A 20,846-nucleotide genomic window follows, 5' to 3' on the forward strand; every position below is an offset into this window, starting at 1 on the left:
TTATTTGAGATTATTCTGTTTCATGGCTAAATTTCGTATCCGGATCAAATGTACAGATAATCTTTTAATAAGAAAACCTCCGAAAAATTCGGAGGTTTTGTATTTTTAAAATGTTTTGACAAGCTTAAAACAGCCTTTGGAAAAAGGTGTCACTTATCCAGTCATCATTGATTAAATTTCCGTATTCAGATCCCAGTTCTGAAGATAATCGTGAACATGCTTCAGCATCATTCCGCCTAAAGATCCGTCTACTACTCTGTGGTCATAAGAGTGAGACATGAACATCAGCTGACGGATAGCAATCACATCACCATCTTTAGTTTCAAGAACTGCCGGTTTTTTAACGATTGCTCCAATCGCTAAAATAGCTACCTGAGGCTGAGGAATGATAGGCGTACCCATAAGGTTTCCGAAACTTCCTACATTAGAAATAGTATAAGTTGCTCCCTGAGTGTCTTCAGGTCTTAATTTTTTATTTCTCGCTCTGTAAGCCAAGTCGTTGATCGCTTTTGCCAAACCTGAAAGTGACAGCTGATCAGCGTTTTTAATAACAGGAACGATAAGGTTTCCGTCTGGCAGGGCAGTAGCCATACCGATATTGATATTTTTCTTTTTAATGATATTTTCACCGTTGATAGAAACGTTGATCATTGGGAAATCCTGGATGGCCTTCACTACAGCTTTCACGAAAATCGGCATGAAAGTCAGTTTTTCTCCTTCACGTTTCTCGAAAATATCTTTATGCTTGTTTCTCCATTTTACAACATTGGTAACGTCTGTTTCGATGAAAGAAGTAACATGGGGAGCAATCTGTTTTGCTTTTACCATGTTTTCAGCAATGATCTTTCTCATTCTGTCCATTGGAATGATTTCGTCACCTGCTGCTACAGGAACAGTAGAAACCGGAGCTGAAGCCGGAGTTTTTGTTGTTGCCGGAGCTGCTGCTTGTGCAGAAACAGCTTGCTGGGCCGGTTGGTTTCCTCTGTTGGAAACGTAGGCTAATATATCTTCTTTTGTGATTCTTCCTTCTAAACCGCTTCCTTTAATCGTTTTAAGCTCAGATTCAGAAATATTTTCCTGCTGTGCGATTGATTTTACAAGTGGTGAAAGGTAAAGATCTCCTGAGAATTCTACATTTGAAGGTGCAGCCTGTAATGGCTCTTCAATAGTTTTTAATGTTTCTGTATCCGGAGTGGATGCCGGAGTTTCTGTTTTTACTTCTTCTGAAGCTGTCTTTCCGCCTTCTCCTTCAATTTCTAAAATGGCAATGGCCTCACCAACTTTAGCAACCTCGTCCTTCTGTTTCAGGATCTTTACAATTTTCCCCGAAACTGGTGTCGGAACGTCTGAATCTACTTTATCTGTTGCAATTTCAACTACGGAATCATCCTCCTTTACATTATCACCTTCATTGAATAACCAAGTGATAATTGTCGCTTCCATAACACCTTCTCCCATGGAAGGAAGCAATAATTTGTATTCTGCCATTTTTAATTTTTAGATTTTGACAAATATATAAAAAAAATCGGTTTTTTTATGAAATATATAATCTTAGACAAATTCAACGTAGATATTCTCGCCTACATTGAGTCCAAACAGGCTTTTGGCCCCGTTTTTTTTACTTCCTTTATAGATGGTAAGCTCCAGAAGCTGACTGTCATTGAAGATTGCCGCTGACTGTCCGTGGAATTCAGTTTCCCTTTCCCAGTCGGAAACCACTTCCGTATGGCTGGAATATACTCTTGAAAGTGTTAAATTTCTGAATTTAATAGTAAAACCTTCATTTCCTTTACCGGTGCTTTCAAAAAAATCTTTACTGATATTTGAGATTATATTTCCGAAATTATCAATATAAGTTACCTCCCCGATAATCATTTTTTCAGATTCATTGAAGACAGGCTTAGGGAAAAGAAGTTCTTTGGCCGAATCTATTTTCCGGCCTATTACTTCTGGAAGTCCACCGTTTGCTAAATGGACTGCTGCAGGTACAAAAACATCAGTGGAAGTGAAGTTCACCACGTCGTCGAAGCGGTTGTTCAGAGTGATTTCATATATTGCCTCCGGCTTTATGTCAAAAAAGATAAGGCTTAAAAGCCCGTTGTCAGCCGCTAAAAAGTAGGAACCATCTGCTTTATACAGGATGTTTTTCCTTGATCTGTTGTAAAAACTGTCTACGGAAAGAATATGAATGGTTCCTTTAGGGAAATATTTATAGGCATTACGTATGATGTACGATGTCTGTATAAGGTTGAAAGCCTGGATATCGTGGGTTATATCAACAATATTAACCTTAGAATTTAACGACAGGATTTTGCCTTTTACAGCTGCAACTCTGTAATCTAAATTTCCGAAATCCGAAGTAAGGGTAATAATTGACATGAATCGTTGATAGAATAAATGGTGTTTACTGCAAAGTTATTTAAAATAAAAAGAAAGCCCCAAAAGATTGTAGAAAAGAATTGATCTAAATTTGAAAAAAAGCTTTAATTTTAAAATCTAATAAAAATAAAATACTGCATGTTTGAATTAACATATGATTTGGAAGACATCGATGTAAAATCCTTCTATGGCGTTAATAACCAATATTTCAACTTATTAAAATCAAGCTTTCCTACGCTTAAGATTACTGGAAGAGATCATTTTATCTTTGCAATGGGCAATCAGGAGGCTTTAGATATACTTAGAAAAAAACTGGACGATATTGTAAAATTTATCTCTGAAAATAATTCTATCGCTTTAAAAGACGTTGAAAATGTCCTGAATATCAAAGACGAGAATGAAAAACAGCTGATTTTCGATCAGGATATTATTGTAAAGGGAGTCAATGGTAAGATCATCAAAGCTAAAACTACTAATCTTAAGAAACTGGTAAAAGAAACCGAGAAAAAAGATATGGTTTTTGCCATCGGGCCTGCGGGAACCGGAAAAACGTATACGAGTGTAGCGTTGGCAGCGAGAGCTTTAAGAGATAAGGAAGTGAAAAGAATTGTACTGACGAGACCTGCCGTAGAAGCAGGGGAGAGTCTTGGATTTTTGCCAGGTGACCTTAAAGAAAAGCTGGATCCGTACTTACAGCCTTTATATGATGCACTTAGAGATATGATTCCTCATGAAAAACTGGAGGGATTTATGGAGAAGAAAGTTATTGAAGTCGCTCCGTTGGCCTTTATGAGAGGACGTACGCTGGATGATGCCTTTGTAATTCTGGATGAAGCCCAGAATACAACCCATGCCCAAATGAAGATGTTTCTGACAAGAATGGGAATGAATGCCAAGTTCATCATCACCGGAGATCCAACCCAGATCGATTTGCCGCCGAAACAGCAATCCGGACTGAAGGAAGCGATGAGAATTCTTAGAGACGTTAAAGAAATCGGTTTTGTACACCTTACTGAAGAAGATGTTGTAAGACATCCTGTTGTGAAAAAGATCATTCTGGCATACAATGAAGAGGACAAAAGACTGAAAGATTAAATTGAGAGCTGCTTGAATCTAATGATTTTAGATTTGGTATTAATTGTTTGTGAATATATTTTTTGCCACTGTTTGGTGTTTTTAAAAAAAAGCCTAGTTTTGTGGCCGACTAAAAAAATAATCATGAAAAAATTTTTACTTATTGCAGCAGCAGCTGTAGTAAGCGCTAATGTAAGCGCTCAAGAAACAAGATTCGGTGTTAAAGCCGGTTATTCAATGTCCACAATTAAGGTTGATGAGCAAATGGATGATCTGGAAGCCAGAAATACGGATCCTAGTCACACATTTTATGTAGGAGCTTTGGTTGAGCATAAAATAAGTGATAAATTCGGTTTGCAGGGAGAGGTATTATATTCTCCGCTTGGAGGGAAAGAAGACTACAATGCAAGCCAGGATGATATTTATTTCAGAGAAAAAACAAAACTTACTTTCGGAACTTTATTAATTCCTGTTTCTGCTAAATACTTCATAACTGAAGGTTTATCAGTTTCTGCGGGGGCAAGTTTTGGAATCATTCTTTCTGCCAAGCAAAAAACTGTTATTGATGCGGGGATAGGAATTCCTGGCCTAGAGCTTGAAGGTGATGATGAAGTTGATATTAAGGATGACGTAAATAAGCTGAATATTGCTCCTTTCATCGGTGCTGAATATATGCTTGAAAACGGATTGTTCTTTGACGCAAGATACAACATGGGTGTTTCCAATTTAGTAAAAGAAGATAATGCAGGGAAAATGACAAACAGCTTCTTACAAGTAGGTGTTGGTTTCAAATTCGGTGGAAACTAATTCTTTATAACTGAATACAAAATATAGCGGGACAGAATTTTGTCCCGCTTTTTTATTGTTATCATGAATGAATGTTGTTAATTTTATGTTAACAATGAAAATATTTAGTAATTTTGCAGCATCAATCAAACTATTTAAAAAATGAAAAAACTATTTTTACTAGGTGCTTTTGCACTGCTGGGCGGTGCTGCACAGGCGCAGGAAGGTTTTAAGCTGGGAGGCCACATCGGTATTCCGGTAGGTGATGCCGGCGATGCTTCTTCATTTACATTAGGAGTGGACGCTGCTTATATGTGGAACATTACAAAAGGACTTGACCTAGGGGTTACCACAGGATATTCTCATTTCTTTGGAAAAGACAACTTTGATGATTTCGGATTTATTCCTGTAGCGGTTTCCGGAAAATACAAATTCTCAGGAGCACCTATCTTTGTAGGATTAGATCTTGGATACGGAATTTCTACAAAAGATGGAGTAGACGGAGGATTCTACGCACAGCCTAAATTTGGATATCAGATGTCTACAGGTGAGCTTTATTTAGGATATCAGACGATAAGCAACAAACGTGATTACGGATGGTATACAGCCAACTGGAATGTAGGTGCTGTTAATATTGGATACAACTTCTTCCTTAAATAAAGGAACGTTAAGAATAACAGATTAGACTCCGGCTTATGGCTGGAGTTTTTTATGAATACTATTAATATCTTATATAATTACCTCTGTTCGATGATTGAAATGATATATTTTATAATAAAGGTTAACTTTTAAAACTAATATCTTAAAAATTAACATTTTAGAGCTATGTTTATTATGATAATTTCAAATATTAAAAGATTTATAGAAAAATGATAAATTTTAAAAAGTAAATATATTTCGCTGTTATTGAAAAATTGTAATTTTTTTATTCTAAATATTGTGAAAAAATCAAAACCTTATAATGAATATGCTTTATTTTCGGAAAACACCAATATTTATCGATGATATTAATCACGTTAACAAATTTTAATATTAGCGGAAGCCACTGTAAATTTGCTCTCAGAAAGTATTAAAATTTTTTAAAAATGAAAAAATTATTATTAGCGGGTGCTGTTGCACTTTTCGGTTTATCTAATGCACAGATTGCAAAAGGAACTGCATATATTTCAGGACAAGTTGGTTATTCTCAGGAAGAAAACAACAACAACGATACTAAAGTAGAAAGCTTCAGAATCGTTCCAACTGCAGGTTACTTTGTTGGTACTAACCTTGCTGTAGGTTTAGGAGTAGGTTATGTAAATGATAAAGTTACTAAAACTACAACTGGATCAGTTCCAGGAGGAAGCTTTGTTTCTGAAACTAAAGGTACTCAATCTGCGTTTGTTGTTGCTCCTTTCGTAAGAAAATACTGGACTTTAGCTGACAAATTATATATCTTCGGTCAATTAGAAGTTCCAATGGAGTTTGGACAATTTAAAGACGAAGCTACTACTACAGCTACTATCGGATCAACTACAAACACTACATCTACTTCTGATAAAGCTAACTACACTTCAATCGGTGTTAACGTTAAGCCAGGTTTAGATTATTTCTTAAACAAAAACTGGTCTATTGAAGCTACTATCGGTGAATTTGGATACAATACTTCTAAATTAGACGTTGATGGTGCTAAGAGCGTAAACAACTACAAGTTCGGTTTGAATTTATCATCTGTAACTTTCGGAGTTAAATATGTTTTTGCTAAATAATTAGTAAACCATTTATAAAAATAGAAGCCCTAAGATGTATTTTAGGGCTTTTTTATCTTTAAAAACAAAATTCTATTAATAATAATCATGAAAAAAATCTTATTAGCATCAGCACTTGCATTTTTTGCAGGAATGAATGCACAGACAAAATTCGGTGTGAAAGCAGGATATGCATTATCTAAATTAACTTCTAACGAAGACCTTGATGCTTTTGAAGGGGCAAGCGGAGGTTTGAAATCAAAATCTGGTTTCTATATAGGAGCTTTGGTAGAGCATAAACTTAATAACAAATTTGCATTACAGGGAGAAGTTCAATATGCCAATTTAGGTGGAAAAGTTGAAGTTTCAACAATGGGAATCACTGTTACTGAGAAATTCAATTTCAACAGAATTGTAGTTCCAATAACAGCCAGATATTATGCTACCCCCGAACTGGGAGTATATGCAGGCCCTTATGTAAGTTTTAGAACAAGTACAAAAGTAAATATTGATGTATCAGGAGGAATTGCAAATCAGGAGGTGTTAAATGCCGGTGAAAGAGCTTTAGAGGAAAGTTTTGATGATAACCTCAAATCAACAGAATTTGGTTTGCTTTTAGGGGCTGATTATAACATTTACAAAGGATTATTTGTAGACGCACGTTACAGTTTCGGACTGACTAATATGATCAAAGATCCTGTAAATGACGAGAAGCTGAAGATGAATTTCTTCCAGATCGGATTAGGATACAAATTTAAATAAACAAAAAACTCTCAGAAATTCTGAGAGTTTTTTTATGTCTTTCTTTTATTGTTGAAAGCTGAGTTATTTCCCCATCATTCCGCCCATGCCCGGCATATTCGGCATTTTGCTCATCATCTGCATCATCTGTTTTCCCTGAGGTCCCTGCATCATCTTCATCATTTTACCCATCTGCTCGAACTGCTTCATCAGCTGATTCACATCTTCAATTTTTCTTCCTGCCCCTTTTGCAATTCTTTGTTTTCTCTGAGTATTGATGATAGAAGGTCTTCTTCTTTCATCCGGTGTCATAGAATAGATAATTGCTTCAATATGTTTGAAAGCGTCATCGCTGATCTCAACATCTTTGATTGCTTTTCCAACTCCAGGGATCATTCCCATAAGGTCTTTCATATTACCCATCTTCTTGATCTGGTTGATCTGCTTAAGGAAATCATCAAAACCGAATTCGTTTTTAGCGATTTTTTTATGAAGTTTTTTAGCTTCTTCCTCATCAAACTGCTCCTGAGCTCTTTCTACTAAGGAAACTACATCACCCATTCCTAAGATCCTGTCTGCCATCCTTTCCGGGTAGAAAAGATCTAAAGCTTCCATTTTCTCACCGGTAGAGATGAATTTAATTGGCTTTTCAACTACAGAACGAATCGTTAAAGCGGCCCCACCTCTCGTATCACCATCTAATTTAGTAAGGACAACACCATCAAAGTTCAGCGCATCGTTGAATGCTTTAGCTGTATTTACAGCATCCTGACCGGTCATGGAATCTACTACGAATAGCGTTTCCTGAGGTTTGATGAAGTAATGTACGGATTTGATCTCGTTCATCATCTGCTCGTCAATAGCAAGACGTCCTGCTGTATCGACGATCACTACATCGTGACCGTTTGCTTTTGCGAAATTAATTGCATTCTCAGCAATGGTAGAAGGATTGGTAGAACCTTCCTCTGAAAATACCGGAACCCCGATCTGACCACCCAATATTTTAAGCTGGTCGATCGCTGCAGGACGGTAAACGTCACAGGCAACCAATAAAGGTTTTTTGGTTCTTTTTGTTTTTAAGTAATTGGCCAGTTTTCCGGAGAAAGTTGTTTTACCGGAACCCTGAAGACCCGCAATAAGAATTACGGTAGGCTTTCCTGAAAGGTTGATCCCTTCCTGGGAACCTCCCATCAGGTCTACCAATTCATCATGAACGATTTTCGTCATCAGCTGTCCCGGTGTAAGGGAAGTAAGAACGTTTTGTCCTAAAGCTTTATCCTGAACTCTTTTGGTAAGATCTTTTGCAACTTTATAGTTAACATCGGCATCTACCAGCGCTCTACGGATTTCCTTTACGGTTTCCGCTACGTTGATTTCTGTGATTTTCCCGCGTCCGGAGATATTATGTAGAGCCTTGTCTAATTTATCCTGTAAACTATTAAACATATGTATTGTAAATTATAGGTTTGCAAAAATAAGGAATTTTTAGGCATATCCAAAGTGTTAGGATACGTAATATTATATATACAGAAAAAATGATAAAAATCAATTCATGTAAAATTCGATAGAAAAAGTCTATTTTTGTGATCAATTAAAATAAACCTTAATATTTATAAGGTTGAAAATAAATTATAATGAAATTAAATCCTAATATCCTTGTTACGGTATTATTCTTTTTAACATTTCTGATCCATTTTTCGCTCTGGAAATTTGTTTTTCACTTAGATGAGATTATTATTGTTAAATTTTATCTTTTTTTAAGTGTTATGTTTATGCTGATGATTACAATGATTGTTTTAATTAATAGAGTAGTGCCTGAATTTTTAGGGCTGGCTGTGATCGGCCTGATCCTTTTAAAATTCGGTTTAATGTACTTAATCAGGAAAAAATTGAACTTTGAAGTGATTCCGGGCTATAAATTTCATTTTATTATTCCATATTTCGTCCTGACAACACTGCTTACGTACTATGCAATTAAGCTGATTAATCATGACAAAAAACAGTAAAATTATTTATTGAAACTAGAAAAAATATTATATTTTTGCACAACGAAAAAAACCTATCAATGTTTAAGAAATTCGCAGTTTTATTCTACAGTATTTTTGTATTAAGCTTAGTGTCTGCACAGCACGGAGAGGTTCCTGCTGGAACAGCTCCTGCTCAAGAGCTTTCAGAGAAAGATAAAGCAAGTAAGGAAAACAAAGAGTTCATTACGCATCACTTGTTGGATGCTCACGACTTTACATTGATGGTAGATAAAGAAGGTCACCATATTGGTTTCCCTCTTCCGGTTATTTTTTATGATAACGGTTTCCACAGTTTTATGAGCAATAAAGAAGGATTCATGCATGGAGAAACAACTGAAGTGGATGGTTCTTATTATAAATTGCACCATGAAAAAATCTACAAGACTGATGCTGCAGGAACTTTAGCTTTTGATAAAGACGGTCATCCTACAAACGAAAAACCTTTAGACCTTTCAATTACTAAAAGTGTACTTATCATTTTCTTAGTTTCACTTTTAATGCTTGTTTTATTTACAGGAATGGCAAGATCATATAAAAAATCTGTTGTTCCTACAGGAGCAGCAAGGTTTTTAGAGCCTTTGATTATTTTTGTGAGAGACGAGATTGCTATTCCGAACATCGGGCACAAGTATAAAAGATTTATGGGATATTTATTAACCGTGTTTTTCTTTATCCTGCTTTTAAATGTTTTAGGTTTAATGCCTTTCGGAATCAATGTTACAGGTAATATTACCATGACATTCTTCTTAGCTATCCTAACTTATTTAATTACAACATTTTCAGCTAATAAAGATTATTGGAAGCACATCTTCTGGATGCCAGGTGTTCCTGTTCCAATGAAGTTCATTATGTTGCCGATCGAATTATTAGGAACCCTAACTAAACCTTTTGCATTGATGATCCGTCTTTTTGCTAACATGACAGCTGGACACATCGTTGTAATGACACTAATTGGTTCAATTTATATATTCAAGAACTGGATTGCAGGAGTAGCATTCCCATTCTTAACCTTAGTAATTTATATCCTTGAGGTATTAGTAGCATTCCTTCAGGCTTATATCTTTACAATGCTTTCTGCCCTGTTTATAGGAATGGCTGTAGAAGAGCACGAGCACGAACATCATGCTGCTCATTAATTAAGAACAAGTTTGAAGCTTTAAAATATTAAAACAATTTTTTAAATTATATTTATTATGGAAATCCCTAGAATTATTGGTGGCGGTCTTATCGTACTTGGTGTAGGTATCGGTCTTGGTAAAATCGGAGCTGCTGCTCTTGAAGCTATCGCTAGACAGCCTGAGCAATCTGGAAAAATCCAAACTGCTATGCTTATTGCAGCTGCACTAGTAGAAGGTGTTGCATTTGCTGCGTTATTCGCATCATAAGCCAAACAAAAAAACATTGTTGCAGCGGTTGGCTGCAGCAATGTTAATTTAAAAAAGAAAAAAGTAATAATTATTTATACATTTATATAATGGAATTAATTCACCAGTTTTCATCAGGATTATTTATTATCCAGTCTGTTATTTTTCTAGCATTATTATTTTTGTTAGGCAAATTTGCCTGGAAACCTATTTTAAAATCGATCAACGACAGAGAAACTTCTATTGTTGATGCTCTTAATCAAGCTAAATTGGCAAGAAAAGAGATGGAGACTTTAAAAGAAGATAACGAAAGAATTATTCGTGAAGCTAAAATCGAAAGAGATGCTATCCTTAAAGAAGCCAGAGAAATTAAAGATAGAATCGTAGGTGAAGCTAAAGATGCTGCTAAAAATGAAGGAGATAAAATGATTGAAGCAGCTAAACAGACTATCCAGACTGAGAAAAATGCTGCTATGGCAGATATCAAAACTCAAATCGGTGCTTTATCTGTAAATATCGCTGAATCTATCCTTAAGCAGAAGTTGGATAACAACGAAGCTCAAAACGAATTAGTTCAAAATTATTTAAACAAATCTAACCTTAACTAAGAATGCTTACATCTAAAGTAGCTAAAAGATACGCACAGGGACTGCTTGATTTCACCAATGAAACAGGCCAGACAGCTGCTGTATTTTCTGAAATGAAAGATGTAAAGAAGATCATGTCTCAATCTGCAGATTTGAATAAATTCTTCCTTACGCCTTACATTGATGCAAAAAAGAAAATAGAGGTAGCAGACCAGATCTTTAAAGATTTTTCGGTTTCTTCGCAGAACCTGATCAGATTAGTGATCAAGCACGGGCGCGAAAACCAGCTGAAAAATATCGCTCAGGAGTTCATCAACAAAGTAGAGGATATCAACGGAGTACAGAGAATAACTCTTACTACAGCCACTCAGCTTTCTAAAGAGAACCTTGATCAGATTCTAAGATCTACCAACCTTGTAAAAGAAGGTTCAAACTTTGATCTGAACTTAAATGTGAAGCCTGATATTTTAGGAGGTTACATTTTAAGAGTAGGTGATCAGCAGGTAGACGCGTCTGTAAAGACAAAACTTAACCAAGTTAAAAAAGACTTTCAGTTAAACTAATATGAAAAAGATTCTATTTGCTTCAATGTTTATTTTTTCTTGTTTTGCTTTTGCTCAAGAAGTGAAATTAAAAAAAGATGCTGTGTATGTTGATAATAAAGAATGTCTAAAGGTTGTATCTAATAATAGTAGAAATTTTGTATTCACAACTTTAGATAAACAGAGACTTTTTTCATTTGATTACATCATAACAGGAGAAAATAGGGAAGGTTTTGCAGCAGGATATGTAAAAGTTTATTTTTTTGAAACAAATGAAGTTTTAACATTTAAAAATAATAGATTTACAAAAAAGGTTTTTATTCAAAATCTTATAAACGATAAAGTTTTAGACAACTGTGCTTTAAACATTGACAATATCAAAGGTTTTATCCAAAGATATAATGAGCACTATGAAGAAAGCATAATTAGATCCAATTAAATTAAAGAAAAAACAACCATACAATGGCAGAAATAAATCCGGCAGAAGTATCTGCGATCTTAAAACAGCAATTGGCCAACTTCGACACTCAATCCAACGTTGAGGAAGTAGGTACAGTTTTAACCATCGGTGATGGTATTGCTCGTGTATACGGGTTAGAAAACGTACAATACGGAGAGTTGGTGAAATTTTCTAGTGATGTAGAAGGTATTGTACTTAACCTTGAAGAAGACAACGTAGGTGTTGCTCTGCTTGGGGAAAGTAAATTAGTAAGAGAAGGAGATACAGTAAGAAGAACAAAAAGAATCTCTTCTATTAAAGTAGGAGAAGGTATGCTAGGAAGAGTAGTAGATACTCTTGGTAACCCTATCGATGGTAAAGGTCCTATTACTGGGGATTTATACGAAATGCCATTGGAAAGAAAAGCTCCTGGAGTTATTTTCAGACAACCGGTAACTGAGCCTTTACAGACAGGTATCGTTGCGATTGACTCTATGATCCCTGTAGGAAGAGGTCAGAGAGAGCTTATCATTGGTGACAGACAGACAGGTAAAACTACTGTTGCGATCGATACGATCATCAACCAGAAAGAATTCTTTGATGCAGGTAACCCTGTATATTGTATATATGTTGCTATCGGTCAGAAAGCCTCTACTGTAGCACAAATCGTTAAAACTCTATCTGATAAAGGAGCTTTGGCATATACTGTAATCGTGGCGGCTAATGCTTCCGATCCAGTTCCAATGCAGGTATATTCTGCTATGGCTGGAGCGTCTATTGGTGAGTTCTTCAGAGACACTGGTAGACCAGCATTGATCGTTTATGATGATTTATCTAAGCAAGCTGTTGCGTATCGTGAGCTTTCTCTGCTATTGAGAAGACCACCGGGCCGTGAAGCTTATCCTGGAGACGTTTTCTATCTTCACTCAAGACTATTGGAAAGAGCAGCAAAAGTGATTGCTGATGACCAAATCGCGAGCCAGATGAACGATTTACCAGATTCATTAAAGCCAATCGTAAAAGGTGGTGGTTCATTAACTGCCCTTCCAATTATCGAAACTCAGGCTGGTGACGTTTCTGCATATATTCCAACAAACGTAATCTCTATTACAGACGGACAGATCTTCTTGGAGTCTGATCTATTCAACTCAGGGGTTCGTCCAGCAATCAACGTTGGTATCTCTGTATCCAGAGTAGGAGGTAACGCGCAGATCAAATCAATGAAAAAAGTATCTGGTACTCTTAAATTAGACCAGGCTCAATATAAAGAACTGGAAGCGTTCGCTAAGTTCGGTTCTGATCTTGATGCTTCTACTTTAGCAGTAATCTCTAAAGGAGAAAGAAACGTGGAGATCCTTAAGCAGCCGGTAAATTCTCCACTTCCTGTAGACAGCCAGGTGGCTATGATCTACGCTGGAACTGAGAACCTTTTAAGAAACGTTCCTATCAGAAAAGTAAAAGAATTCCAGATTGAATATATCGAATTCCTAAGATCTAAGCATCCTGACACAATGGCGGCTATTAAAGCAGGTAAAATAGACAACGATATTACCAACGTTCTGAAGCAGGCAGCTAACGATTTAGCTTCTAAATATAACTAAAATCTTCATTGTTTAAGGTTTGAAATCCGTTTTAAACCTTAAACTTTAGACCATAAACTTTGAACCCAAATTAATGGCAAACTTAAAAGAAATACGAGGTAGAATTACGTCAATTTCATCTACGATGCAGATTACACGTGCTATGAAAATGGTTTCCGCAGCGAAGCTTAAAAAAGCACAGGATGCAATCGTAATGTTAAGACCTTATTCTGAAAAACTGCAGGAACTCATCCAGAATGTAAATTCTAGCTCTGATCCTGATCAGGTTTCTGTCTATGCTCAAAAAAGAGAAGTGAAGAGGATTCTTTTCATCGCTGTTACTTCAAACAGAGGTCTTGCAGGAGCTTTCAACTCATCTATTGTAAAAGAGCTTAACAACCAGTTCAGAGAGAAATCTCAATACGAAGTTGAAGTTCTTACCATCGGTAAAAAAGCTTATGATGCGGTTAGAAGAACTCGTGCAGTATATTCCAATGAAAGTGCCGTTTTTGATAACTTAAACTTTGATACAGTATCTCACGTTGCTGAAGGAGTAATGAACAGCTTTAGAGAAGGCAAATTTGACGAAGTTTATTTAATCTACAACAAATTCGTTAATGCTGCTACCCAGGAAGTAACTGCCGAGCAGCTTCTTCCAATTTCTATGGCTGAAAAAGCTGAAGAAACTCAGGTAGAAACAGATTATATATTTGAACCGAACAGAAATGAGATTCTTGACAATTTGATCCCTAAAGCGATCAAAACCCAGGTTTTCAAAGCGGTTCTAGATTCAGTTGCATCCGAGCATGGTGCGCGAATGACAGCTATGCACAAAGCTACAGACAACGCCCAGGCTTTAAAGAACGATCTTGTGATCTTCTATAACAAAGCGAGACAGGCTGCCATTACAAACGAAATCCTTGAGATCGTTTCCGGAGCAGAAGCTTTGAAAAATTCCTAAAGAATTATTTTAATATAATATTAAGCATCGATATGGTCGATGCTTTTTTTGTTATTTATATTTTATCTATCTTTGTAAACTAAAATATTATACAACTTCTAAATGGACTCGGATATAGTCAGGCTTTTGCTAGCCTTATTTCTTGTTTTACTAAATGGCTTTTTCGTAGCCGCAGAATTCTCAATTGTTAAGGTTCGTTATTCACAGATCCAGTTAAAAGCAGCCGAAGGTAACTCTATGGCAAAACAGGCAGAGCACATTATCAAGCATCTTGATGAATATCTGTCTGCTACACAGCTCGGTATTACTCTTGCATCTCTTGCGTTGGGTTGGGTAGGTGAAAGTGCCCTGCATCACGTGGTTGAAAGCATTTTCCACTCTTTGAATGTGGAGCTTACCCAGACAACAATTACCACAATTTCAGTAGTCACAAGCTTTGTACTAATTACAGTGATGCATATTGTATTTGGTGAGCTTATCCCGAAATCCATTGCCATTAGAAAATCAGAAGCGACTACAATGGCTACAGCAGTTCCATTAAGAGTTTTTTACACGGTCTTCAAACCATTTATCTGGTTGATGAACTTAATGTCGAATACATTTTTAAGATTAGTTAAAATCCATCCGGCTTCCGAACAGGAAATTCATTCCACTGAAGAACTTCAGCTTTTGGTAAAACAGAGTGCTGACAGCGGTGAGATTGAAGAAGAGAACTATGAGATCATCAAGAATGCGTTTGATTTTACAGATCATTCCGCCAAGCAGATCATGGTACCAAGACAGAATATCACTTCTATTGACTTTGAAGAAGATATCAATGAAATCATCAATAAGATCATGGATAGCGGTTATTCCCGTATTCCCGTGTATCTTGACTCCATAGATAATGTGATTGGGATTTTCTATACCAAAGAGATCATCAGGGAATTTGTAAAGAGAAAAGGAGACCTTAACCATGAGGATCTCAAAGATCTTATGCGTGATGCATTTTTTGTGGTGGGAAGCAAAAAGATTTCAGATCTTCTGAAGATTTTCCAGCAGAAAAAGCAGCATCTTGCAATAGTTATTGATGAATTTGGGGGAACTGAGGGAATTATTACTCTGGAAGACATCCTGGAAGAGCTTGTAGGGGAAATTCAGGATGAAGAGGATGATGAAGATAAGCTGGTAGATAAAATAGGTGATAATATTTATTGGGTTCAGGCTACACAGCCGTTGGACGAAATTAATGAACATTTACCTAAAAGACTGCCTCTTTCCGAAGAAAGCGAATACAACTCACTGGCAGGATTCATTCTTCATGAGCTGGAAGACATCCCTGAGGAAAATGATGAATTTGATCTGGAAAACTATCATTTCAAGATTCTGAAAATGAATAATAAGAGCGTAGAGCTCGTAGAATTAGTGTATGAAGGGCCAAATGTAATCAATGATCTGGCCGATAAAATAGGAGAAGTTTAATAAGATAAAAATGATTTTTTATAACAGCATAAAAGATTACGAAGATCCAAAACGCCAGTATGAAGAAGAAGTGCTGGTTTTGGATGATACGGATGAAGTATATAAACTGATTCTCCATAATGATGACATCCACACATTCGATTATGTGATAGACTGCCTGATTGAGATTTGCAAACATACTCTGGAACAGGCAGAACAGTGTACAATGCTTGTACATTACAAAGGCAAATGCACAGTAAAAACCGGGGCTATGGATCTTCTTAAGCCCATGCACGAAAAACTGCTTTCAAGAGAATTAACAAGTGAAATAGTATAAACCAAACTCTGCCAAATAGCAGAGTTTCTTATTAAAAGCATAATTTTTTAAGAAAATATACACTTATTAGTGAAAAATTTTATTGAATTTTATTTATATTAGCAATTAAGACACAAACAATAAAAATATAAATAAATGAAACAAAAAATTACTTCGCTGGTTCTTGGCTGTATATTATGCTGTTCCGCATTAAACGCTCAGGAATCATCTTTTGAAGCTCCGGCTAAAAACTGGATTAAGGAAAATTCAAGAAATTTAGGAATCCCGGGATTCAGCAGACTCACATTAAGCTCGGTACGAAAGAGTAATACAGGTGAAACCCTGCGATTTCAGCAGATGATAAAAGACGTTCCTGTTTTTCAGTCTGAAATTGTAGTCCATTTCAACAAATCCGGTAAAATAAGCTATACAGGAACAGAAAGTTTAAAGAAAAACCTGAAGGATATCAATACAGTTCCTACTATTTCTGCTTCTGATGCCTATAAAAAAGCTATAGTTGCTTCCAGGGCGCAAGGCGAGATTACTTATCAGGAAAATAAACTGTTCGTTTATGTTACAGAAGAGGGAGATACCAAATTGGTCTACAGAGCTGTAATCAATCCATATGAAAACTCCGGAAGCTGGGAAACTATTGTTGATGCCAAAACGGGCGAAATTATAAGCGTTAATGATATTTCTGTATATCATCATAAACATGATGATGACTCTCATAATCCCAAAAAGAAAAAAGAACCCAAGACAGAAAAAGCAATAAGTTTTAAGGCTGCAGGTTCAGGATATGTATTTGATCCGGATCCTTTATCTAAAACAGGCTCAGTTTATGGAGGTAACTTTGCAGATAATAATGATGCTACTAATGCAAATCTTGATAATGCAAGAACATTGGTGACCCTATCTGATATAGAATTTGCAAGTAACGTTTATAAATTAAAAAATGCTTATGTGGAAATAAGAAACATAAGTGCACCGAATACTACTCTTTTCACTCAGACCACCAACCAGTTTTTATTCAACAGAAGTGAATTAGGATTTGAAGCAGTTAATGTCTTCTGGCATGTAGATAAAAGCCTAAAGTATATTAATGAAACGTTAGGAATTACCTGCAGGCCGGCAACAAATGCTGGGGCGGTTCTTTATGATCCACATGCCTTGAGTGGATCGGATAACTCTAGATATACCACTTCTGGAGCTCTGGAATTCGGTCAGGGTGGAGTAGACGATGGTGAAGATGCAGATGTAATTCTTCACGAACTGGGACACGGAATTCATCATTGGCTGTCCGGAGGAGTTTCCAATGCAGACGGCTTGAGCGAGGGCTGCGGTGATTATTGGGCACAGTCTTACAGCAGAAGCTTAAATCAATGGGCTGCATCTGCTCCTGAATACAACTGGGTGTTTAGCTGGGATGGGCACAATTCTAGTTGGGATGGAAGAATAACCAATACCACAATGACATACCCGGGATCCGGATCCTATTATGATAAAGCCCAGATTTGGTCTGCGGCACTAATGAGAATTTATAACAGAATAGGAAAAGAGAAAACAGACAGAGCCTTTTTAGAGGGATTGGCTTTAACGACTTCAACGACGAACCAGCAAAATGCGGCTATTTCTGTCAGACAGGCTGGCATTGATATGCTGGGACAGTTTGGATTTAATTGCACTGATATCACTGCTATGACAGAAGAATTTATAGCTGCAGGATATGTGCTTCCGGAATACACCTGTACCTTGAGTACCAAAGAAGCGGTTAAAGAAAACCCAGTGTCAGTATATCCAAACCCTGTTTCTGATGTTCTGATTGTTTTATTGAAAGGAAACAGAGAAGAAAAAGCTGAAATTTATAACATGGAAGGCCGTAAAGTACTGGAAACAACAATAGGAAATAACAGCAACAGAATTGATGTTTCAAACCTTCCGTCCGGAAATTATATCCTGACTGTAAAAGAAATTGAATTATCTGCAAAATTCATTAAAAAATAAAAAACTTAAATAAATCTTTAAATCCGGTGTATAGACATCGGATTTTTTTTGTTAGACCAAATTCTGCGGGATTGTTTTACTTGCATTCATCTAAAATAGTATATTTGTACCAACTATAAAGAAACAAAAAAGAATGCTTGTAATAGGAATTGCCGGTGGAACAGGATCCGGCAAAACTACAGTTGTTGATAAGATACTGCAACAGCTTGATATTGAAGGAATGAATATCCTTTCTCAGGATAATTACTATCACGATAACCCGAATCTGACGCTGACCGAGAGAGAGGCGCTCAATTATGACCATCCAAAGTCTATAGATTTCGATTTAATGATAAAACATGTAAAAGCTTTAAAAAACAATGAGCCTATAGAACAGCCCATTTACAGCTTTGTTACCCATTCCCGAACTGGCGACCACGTCACTGTAGAACCTAAGAATGTATTGGTAGTAGAAGGTATTCTGGTACTGACGAATAAAGAACTGCTGAAAGAATTTGATTTAAAAGTATTCGTTCATGCAGACTCTGATGAAAGACTGATCAGAAGGATCAGGAGAGACACCCAGGAAAGAGGAAGAGACCTGGGCGAAGTCCTTCACCGTTACCAGACCACACTGAAGCCAATGCATCAGGAATTCATAGAACCCTCAAAGAATGAAGCAGATTTGATCATTCCGAACATGAGACAGAATTCCGTAGCGATTGATTTTTTAACTACTGTTATTAAAAATTCGTTGAGAAAACATTAAAAATGGAAGAAAACAAACTTATTAAAGACATTCAGCCGAAATCTGAAACGTTCAAAATTATTCAGAAATACGTTCTGAATAAATACACGATTACGATCTGTATGTTTCTGGTATGGATGATTTTCTTTGATAAAACCTCTTTCCTTGTTATTAATGAACTGAACGGCGAGATCAGCCGATATGAGGACCAGCTGGAATATTATAAAAAAGAGTACGAAAAAAACGATACCTTTTACAAAAAGCTGATGAACAATAAGTCGGAAAAAGAAAAATACGCAAGAGAAAATTATTTCATGAAAAAACCGGATGAAGAAATCTTCATTTTGGTAGTGGACAGCACAAATAGTGCTAAAAAATAAGAGATTTGAAATGTGAAAGTCAATTAGCTTTGCTGTGAATGGCCAATAGTCAATTTTCATGACTCACTATTGACCTGCTAAGCAAAATTCAACATTCATCCATAATAAACAGCCAATGTCAGCAGATATACTTCCAAACTGGGAAAATTTAGTAAAAAAGCAGCTTAAAACAGAAGACATTTATTCCATCTTAAATAAAGAAAATCTGGAAGGAATTGTTGTGAAACCTTTTTACAGCGAAGTTCAGAAACCGTTGGCAAATCTGCCGAAAGTTGAAGAAAATACTCATCTGGTAGCAAGATACCATGAAAGTCTGGAAGAAGATGTATTTGCATTTATCTTAGACCACAACGTAGAAAACCTTGAACAGAAAACAATTTTTATCAATAATAAAGATCTCGCCGGCCATATCAGCCCGAAAGAAGAGGATCAGTATTTTTCACTGATTGATGTTTTTGATGAAAAAAAAGGCATTATTGATGATCAGCTGGCTAAAGAACTGTTGTCAAAAGATTTCAAAAGAAATATTTGTATTGATATCTCACTTCATCAGAACGCTGGAGCTGCAATTTATCAGCAGTTGGGGATTGCATTGGCAAAAACAAAGGAACTTGCTGAAGTGTATGGCTCTGAAATTCTGAACAAATTGATTTTCAGAATAGCTGTCGGAGGGAATTATTTCTTTGAGATGGCTAAACTGAGAGCTTTTAAAATAGTTTTTAATCAACTTTCTAAAGAATATGGCTTAAATGAAATACCCTATATTTTTGCAGAAACTTCTTTAAGGAATAAGGCTGTTGCTGACAGTGAAAATAACCTGATCCGTTCAACATTAGAACTGGCTTCTGCAATGATTGCCGGGGCAGATGCGGTGTTCAGCAACAATTATCTTGTAAATAGAAGTACCGATAACTCCGAAGAGATCTCCTTTAAGCAGCAAATCGTTCTTGCTTATGAAAGCATTGTTAATGTATTTGATGACGCTTCAAATGGAAGCTATTATGTAGAAGACATTACCCGACAGATTGCAGAAAAATCATGGGCATTTTTCATTGAAATGGAAGAAGCGGGTGGCTATCTTGGGCTTTTAAATCAGGGAATTATCCAGAAAAAGATCTATGGCCACGCTGTTGAAGAACAAAAATGGGTGGAAGAAGGTAAAATAAAGCTGATTGGAGTTAATTTATACCCCAAATTAGACGTTAAAAGATCAACAGAGTCTCTTTATAGCGAAAAAGAAATAAAGGCTGTACGTTGGGCTGAAATGTTTGAGTAATGAAAGAAAAACTGATCGATTTATTTGAATATACCTATCATTTCAACAAAGAAATGATCAAACATATTGCAGAAAATATATCGAAAGTTGACGAAAAAACAATCAGCCTTATTAATCATACATTGAACGCACAACAGATCTGGAATTCGCGGATATTGGGCGAAAAAACATTTGAAGTCTGGCAGATCAATACTTTTGAATCTCTTTATGAGATTAACCATCAGAATTTTCTGAAAAGTATTGATATCATTCAAAACCTCGATCTGGACAACAGGATAGAATATAAGAATTCTAGAGGAACAAAGTTTGAAAACAGTATCTTCGAAATGTTGTTCCATACCGTAAACCATTCAACCTATCATCGCGGACAGATCAATTCTCTCCTGAAACAAAACGGCATCGATCCGCTATTAACAGATTATATTTTTTATAAGAGGTAGATTTAATTTGCTGGACAAAATATTTGAGAGTCTTTTAATTCCCACAGATTTGCACA

At 36.2% G+C, this 20,846-nt stretch carries 23 protein-coding genes; 20 read left to right on the forward strand and 3 right to left on the reverse strand.

Annotated features, from left to right (window positions below):
- Nucleotides 1-171: 171 nt before the first annotated feature.
- Both J2T03_RS02130 and J2T03_RS02135 read right to left on the reverse strand, forming a co-directional pair.
- Nucleotides 172-1,488: a dihydrolipoamide acetyltransferase family protein gene (locus J2T03_RS02130; RefSeq protein WP_306842950.1), complete on the reverse strand. Its 1,317-nt coding sequence runs from the start codon at nucleotides 1,486-1,488 to the stop codon at nucleotides 172-174.
- A gap of 63 nt (nucleotides 1,489-1,551) precedes the next feature.
- Nucleotides 1,552-2,379: an SAM hydrolase/SAM-dependent halogenase family protein gene (locus tag J2T03_RS02135; RefSeq protein WP_307209167.1), complete on the reverse strand. Its 828-nt coding sequence runs from the start codon at nucleotides 2,377-2,379 to the stop codon at nucleotides 1,552-1,554.
- Between the two features lie 138 nt (nucleotides 2,380-2,517).
- Between J2T03_RS02135 and J2T03_RS02140 the strand changes: the two genes are divergently transcribed.
- The 5 genes from J2T03_RS02140 (at nucleotide 2,518) to J2T03_RS02160 (ending at nucleotide 6,728) form a co-directional block, all read left to right on the forward strand.
- On the forward strand, nucleotides 2,518-3,474 hold the full coding sequence (locus J2T03_RS02140) for a PhoH family protein (protein WP_306842947.1): 957 nt from the start codon (nucleotides 2,518-2,520) through the stop codon (nucleotides 3,472-3,474).
- 123 nt (nucleotides 3,475-3,597) lie between these two features.
- Nucleotides 3,598-4,260, forward strand: a complete 663-nt coding sequence (locus tag J2T03_RS02145) for a porin family protein (RefSeq protein WP_307209169.1) — start codon at nucleotides 3,598-3,600, stop codon at nucleotides 4,258-4,260.
- Between the two features lie 141 nt (nucleotides 4,261-4,401).
- Nucleotides 4,402-4,899 (forward strand): hypothetical protein, encoded by a 498-nt coding sequence (locus J2T03_RS02150; RefSeq protein WP_306842942.1) that lies wholly within the window; start codon nucleotides 4,402-4,404, stop codon nucleotides 4,897-4,899.
- Between the two features lie 425 nt (nucleotides 4,900-5,324).
- Nucleotides 5,325-5,987: an outer membrane beta-barrel protein gene (locus tag J2T03_RS02155; RefSeq protein ID WP_306842940.1), complete on the forward strand. Its 663-nt coding sequence runs from the start codon at nucleotides 5,325-5,327 to the stop codon at nucleotides 5,985-5,987.
- An 87-nt stretch (nucleotides 5,988-6,074) separates the two neighbouring features.
- The gene (locus tag J2T03_RS02160) at nucleotides 6,075-6,728 is read left to right on the forward strand and encodes a porin family protein (RefSeq protein WP_307209171.1); all 654 of its coding nucleotides are present in this window, start codon (nucleotides 6,075-6,077) and stop codon (nucleotides 6,726-6,728) included.
- Between the two features lie 63 nt (nucleotides 6,729-6,791).
- Here J2T03_RS02160 and ffh read toward each other — a convergent pair whose 3' ends face one another.
- Nucleotides 6,792-8,153, reverse strand: a complete 1,362-nt coding sequence (gene ffh, locus J2T03_RS02165; RefSeq protein ID WP_307209173.1) for a signal recognition particle protein — start codon at nucleotides 8,151-8,153, stop codon at nucleotides 6,792-6,794.
- A gap of 188 nt (nucleotides 8,154-8,341) precedes the next feature.
- Here ffh and J2T03_RS02170 point away from each other — a divergent pair, with 188 nt between their 5' ends.
- The 15 genes from J2T03_RS02170 (at nucleotide 8,342) to J2T03_RS02240 (ending at nucleotide 20,790) form a co-directional block, all read left to right on the forward strand.
- Nucleotides 8,342-8,713, forward strand: a complete 372-nt coding sequence (locus tag J2T03_RS02170) for a hypothetical protein (RefSeq protein WP_306842934.1) — start codon at nucleotides 8,342-8,344, stop codon at nucleotides 8,711-8,713.
- Nucleotides 8,714-8,772: 59 nt separating this feature from the next.
- Complete coding sequence (atpB, locus tag J2T03_RS02175) at nucleotides 8,773-9,870, forward strand: F0F1 ATP synthase subunit A (RefSeq protein WP_306842931.1); 1,098 nt, start codon at nucleotides 8,773-8,775, stop codon at nucleotides 9,868-9,870.
- A gap of 57 nt (nucleotides 9,871-9,927) precedes the next feature.
- Entirely contained in the window at nucleotides 9,928-10,119 is a 192-nt protein-coding gene (gene atpE, locus J2T03_RS02180) for an ATP synthase F0 subunit C (protein ID WP_040994829.1), read from the forward strand.
- Between the two features lie 89 nt (nucleotides 10,120-10,208).
- A complete protein-coding gene (locus J2T03_RS02185) occupies nucleotides 10,209-10,706 on the forward strand; it encodes a F0F1 ATP synthase subunit B (RefSeq protein ID WP_034725377.1) in 498 nt (165 codons plus the stop codon).
- A gap of 2 nt (nucleotides 10,707-10,708) precedes the next feature.
- Nucleotides 10,709-11,248 (forward strand): ATP synthase F1 subunit delta, encoded by a 540-nt coding sequence (gene atpH / locus J2T03_RS02190; protein WP_306842926.1) that lies wholly within the window; start codon nucleotides 10,709-10,711, stop codon nucleotides 11,246-11,248.
- Nucleotide 11,249: 1 nt separating this feature from the next.
- Entirely contained in the window at nucleotides 11,250-11,666 is a 417-nt protein-coding gene (locus J2T03_RS02195) for a hypothetical protein (RefSeq protein WP_307209175.1), read from the forward strand.
- A gap of 23 nt (nucleotides 11,667-11,689) precedes the next feature.
- Nucleotides 11,690-13,267 (forward strand): F0F1 ATP synthase subunit alpha, encoded by a 1,578-nt coding sequence (gene atpA / locus J2T03_RS02200; protein ID WP_306842925.1) that lies wholly within the window; start codon nucleotides 11,690-11,692, stop codon nucleotides 13,265-13,267.
- Between the two features lie 73 nt (nucleotides 13,268-13,340).
- Nucleotides 13,341-14,207 (forward strand): ATP synthase F1 subunit gamma, encoded by an 867-nt coding sequence (atpG, locus tag J2T03_RS02205; RefSeq protein ID WP_306842923.1) that lies wholly within the window; start codon nucleotides 13,341-13,343, stop codon nucleotides 14,205-14,207.
- A 102-nt stretch (nucleotides 14,208-14,309) separates the two neighbouring features.
- Nucleotides 14,310-15,668 carry a hemolysin family protein gene (locus J2T03_RS02210; RefSeq protein WP_306842922.1) on the forward strand — a complete coding sequence of 453 codons (1,359 nt, stop codon included), beginning with the start codon at nucleotides 14,310-14,312 and terminating at the stop codon, nucleotides 15,666-15,668.
- A gap of 10 nt (nucleotides 15,669-15,678) precedes the next feature.
- Nucleotides 15,679-15,984: an ATP-dependent Clp protease adaptor ClpS gene (locus tag J2T03_RS02215; protein ID WP_306842920.1), complete on the forward strand. Its 306-nt coding sequence runs from the start codon at nucleotides 15,679-15,681 to the stop codon at nucleotides 15,982-15,984.
- 135 nt (nucleotides 15,985-16,119) lie between these two features.
- Entirely contained in the window at nucleotides 16,120-17,967 is a 1,848-nt protein-coding gene (locus J2T03_RS02220; RefSeq protein WP_307209177.1) for a T9SS type A sorting domain-containing protein, read from the forward strand.
- 133 nt (nucleotides 17,968-18,100) lie between these two features.
- Complete coding sequence (gene udk, locus J2T03_RS02225; RefSeq protein ID WP_307209179.1) at nucleotides 18,101-18,715, forward strand: uridine kinase; 615 nt, start codon at nucleotides 18,101-18,103, stop codon at nucleotides 18,713-18,715.
- Between the two features lie 2 nt (nucleotides 18,716-18,717).
- Entirely contained in the window at nucleotides 18,718-19,074 is a 357-nt protein-coding gene (locus J2T03_RS02230) for an FtsB family cell division protein (protein WP_307209181.1), read from the forward strand.
- A 115-nt stretch (nucleotides 19,075-19,189) separates the two neighbouring features.
- The gene (locus J2T03_RS02235) at nucleotides 19,190-20,350 is read left to right on the forward strand and encodes a methylmalonyl-CoA mutase family protein (RefSeq protein WP_307209183.1); all 1,161 of its coding nucleotides are present in this window, start codon (nucleotides 19,190-19,192) and stop codon (nucleotides 20,348-20,350) included.
- The gene (locus J2T03_RS02240; RefSeq protein WP_307209185.1) at nucleotides 20,350-20,790 is read left to right on the forward strand and encodes a DinB family protein; all 441 of its coding nucleotides are present in this window, start codon (nucleotides 20,350-20,352) and stop codon (nucleotides 20,788-20,790) included. Before J2T03_RS02235 ends, J2T03_RS02240 begins: the two co-directional genes overlap by 1 nt.
- The last annotated feature ends 56 nt before the right edge of the window (nucleotides 20,791-20,846 follow it).

The sequence above is a fragment of the Chryseobacterium lathyri genome, from assembly GCF_030812195.1.
Classification (GTDB): domain Bacteria; phylum Bacteroidota; class Bacteroidia; order Flavobacteriales; family Weeksellaceae; genus Chryseobacterium; species Chryseobacterium lathyri_A.

What these genes read in the sequence shown, in the direction of transcription:
- J2T03_RS02130 (WP_306842950.1), bottom strand. Translation starts at nt 1,488, where the DNA reads ATGGCAGAATACAAATTATTGCTTCCTTCCATGGGAGAAGGTGTTATG.
- J2T03_RS02135 (WP_307209167.1), bottom strand. Translation starts at nt 2,379, where the DNA reads ATGTCAATTATTACCCTTACTTCGGATTTCGGAAATTTAGATTACAGA.
- J2T03_RS02140 (WP_306842947.1), top strand. Translation starts at nt 2,518, where the DNA reads ATGTTTGAATTAACATATGATTTGGAAGACATCGATGTAAAATCCTTC.
- J2T03_RS02145 (WP_307209169.1), top strand. Translation starts at nt 3,598, where the DNA reads ATGAAAAAATTTTTACTTATTGCAGCAGCAGCTGTAGTAAGCGCTAAT.
- J2T03_RS02150 (WP_306842942.1), top strand. Translation starts at nt 4,402, where the DNA reads ATGAAAAAACTATTTTTACTAGGTGCTTTTGCACTGCTGGGCGGTGCT.
- J2T03_RS02155 (WP_306842940.1), top strand. Translation starts at nt 5,325, where the DNA reads ATGAAAAAATTATTATTAGCGGGTGCTGTTGCACTTTTCGGTTTATCT.
- J2T03_RS02160 (WP_307209171.1), top strand. Translation starts at nt 6,075, where the DNA reads ATGAAAAAAATCTTATTAGCATCAGCACTTGCATTTTTTGCAGGAATG.
- ffh (WP_307209173.1), bottom strand. Translation starts at nt 8,153, where the DNA reads ATGTTTAATAGTTTACAGGATAAATTAGACAAGGCTCTACATAATATC.
- J2T03_RS02170 (WP_306842934.1), top strand. Translation starts at nt 8,342, where the DNA reads ATGAAATTAAATCCTAATATCCTTGTTACGGTATTATTCTTTTTAACA.
- atpB (WP_306842931.1), top strand. Translation starts at nt 8,773, where the DNA reads ATGTTTAAGAAATTCGCAGTTTTATTCTACAGTATTTTTGTATTAAGC.
- atpE (WP_040994829.1), top strand. Translation starts at nt 9,928, where the DNA reads ATGGAAATCCCTAGAATTATTGGTGGCGGTCTTATCGTACTTGGTGTA.
- J2T03_RS02185 (WP_034725377.1), top strand. Translation starts at nt 10,209, where the DNA reads ATGGAATTAATTCACCAGTTTTCATCAGGATTATTTATTATCCAGTCT.
- atpH (WP_306842926.1), top strand. Translation starts at nt 10,709, where the DNA reads ATGCTTACATCTAAAGTAGCTAAAAGATACGCACAGGGACTGCTTGAT.
- J2T03_RS02195 (WP_307209175.1), top strand. Translation starts at nt 11,250, where the DNA reads ATGAAAAAGATTCTATTTGCTTCAATGTTTATTTTTTCTTGTTTTGCT.
- atpA (WP_306842925.1), top strand. Translation starts at nt 11,690, where the DNA reads ATGGCAGAAATAAATCCGGCAGAAGTATCTGCGATCTTAAAACAGCAA.
- atpG (WP_306842923.1), top strand. Translation starts at nt 13,341, where the DNA reads ATGGCAAACTTAAAAGAAATACGAGGTAGAATTACGTCAATTTCATCT.
- J2T03_RS02210 (WP_306842922.1), top strand. Translation starts at nt 14,310, where the DNA reads ATGGACTCGGATATAGTCAGGCTTTTGCTAGCCTTATTTCTTGTTTTA.
- J2T03_RS02215 (WP_306842920.1), top strand. Translation starts at nt 15,679, where the DNA reads ATGATTTTTTATAACAGCATAAAAGATTACGAAGATCCAAAACGCCAG.
- J2T03_RS02220 (WP_307209177.1), top strand. Translation starts at nt 16,120, where the DNA reads ATGAAACAAAAAATTACTTCGCTGGTTCTTGGCTGTATATTATGCTGT.
- udk (WP_307209179.1), top strand. Translation starts at nt 18,101, where the DNA reads ATGCTTGTAATAGGAATTGCCGGTGGAACAGGATCCGGCAAAACTACA.
- J2T03_RS02230 (WP_307209181.1), top strand. Translation starts at nt 18,718, where the DNA reads ATGGAAGAAAACAAACTTATTAAAGACATTCAGCCGAAATCTGAAACG.
- J2T03_RS02235 (WP_307209183.1), top strand. Translation starts at nt 19,190, where the DNA reads ATGTCAGCAGATATACTTCCAAACTGGGAAAATTTAGTAAAAAAGCAG.
- J2T03_RS02240 (WP_307209185.1), top strand. Translation starts at nt 20,350, where the DNA reads ATGAAAGAAAAACTGATCGATTTATTTGAATATACCTATCATTTCAAC.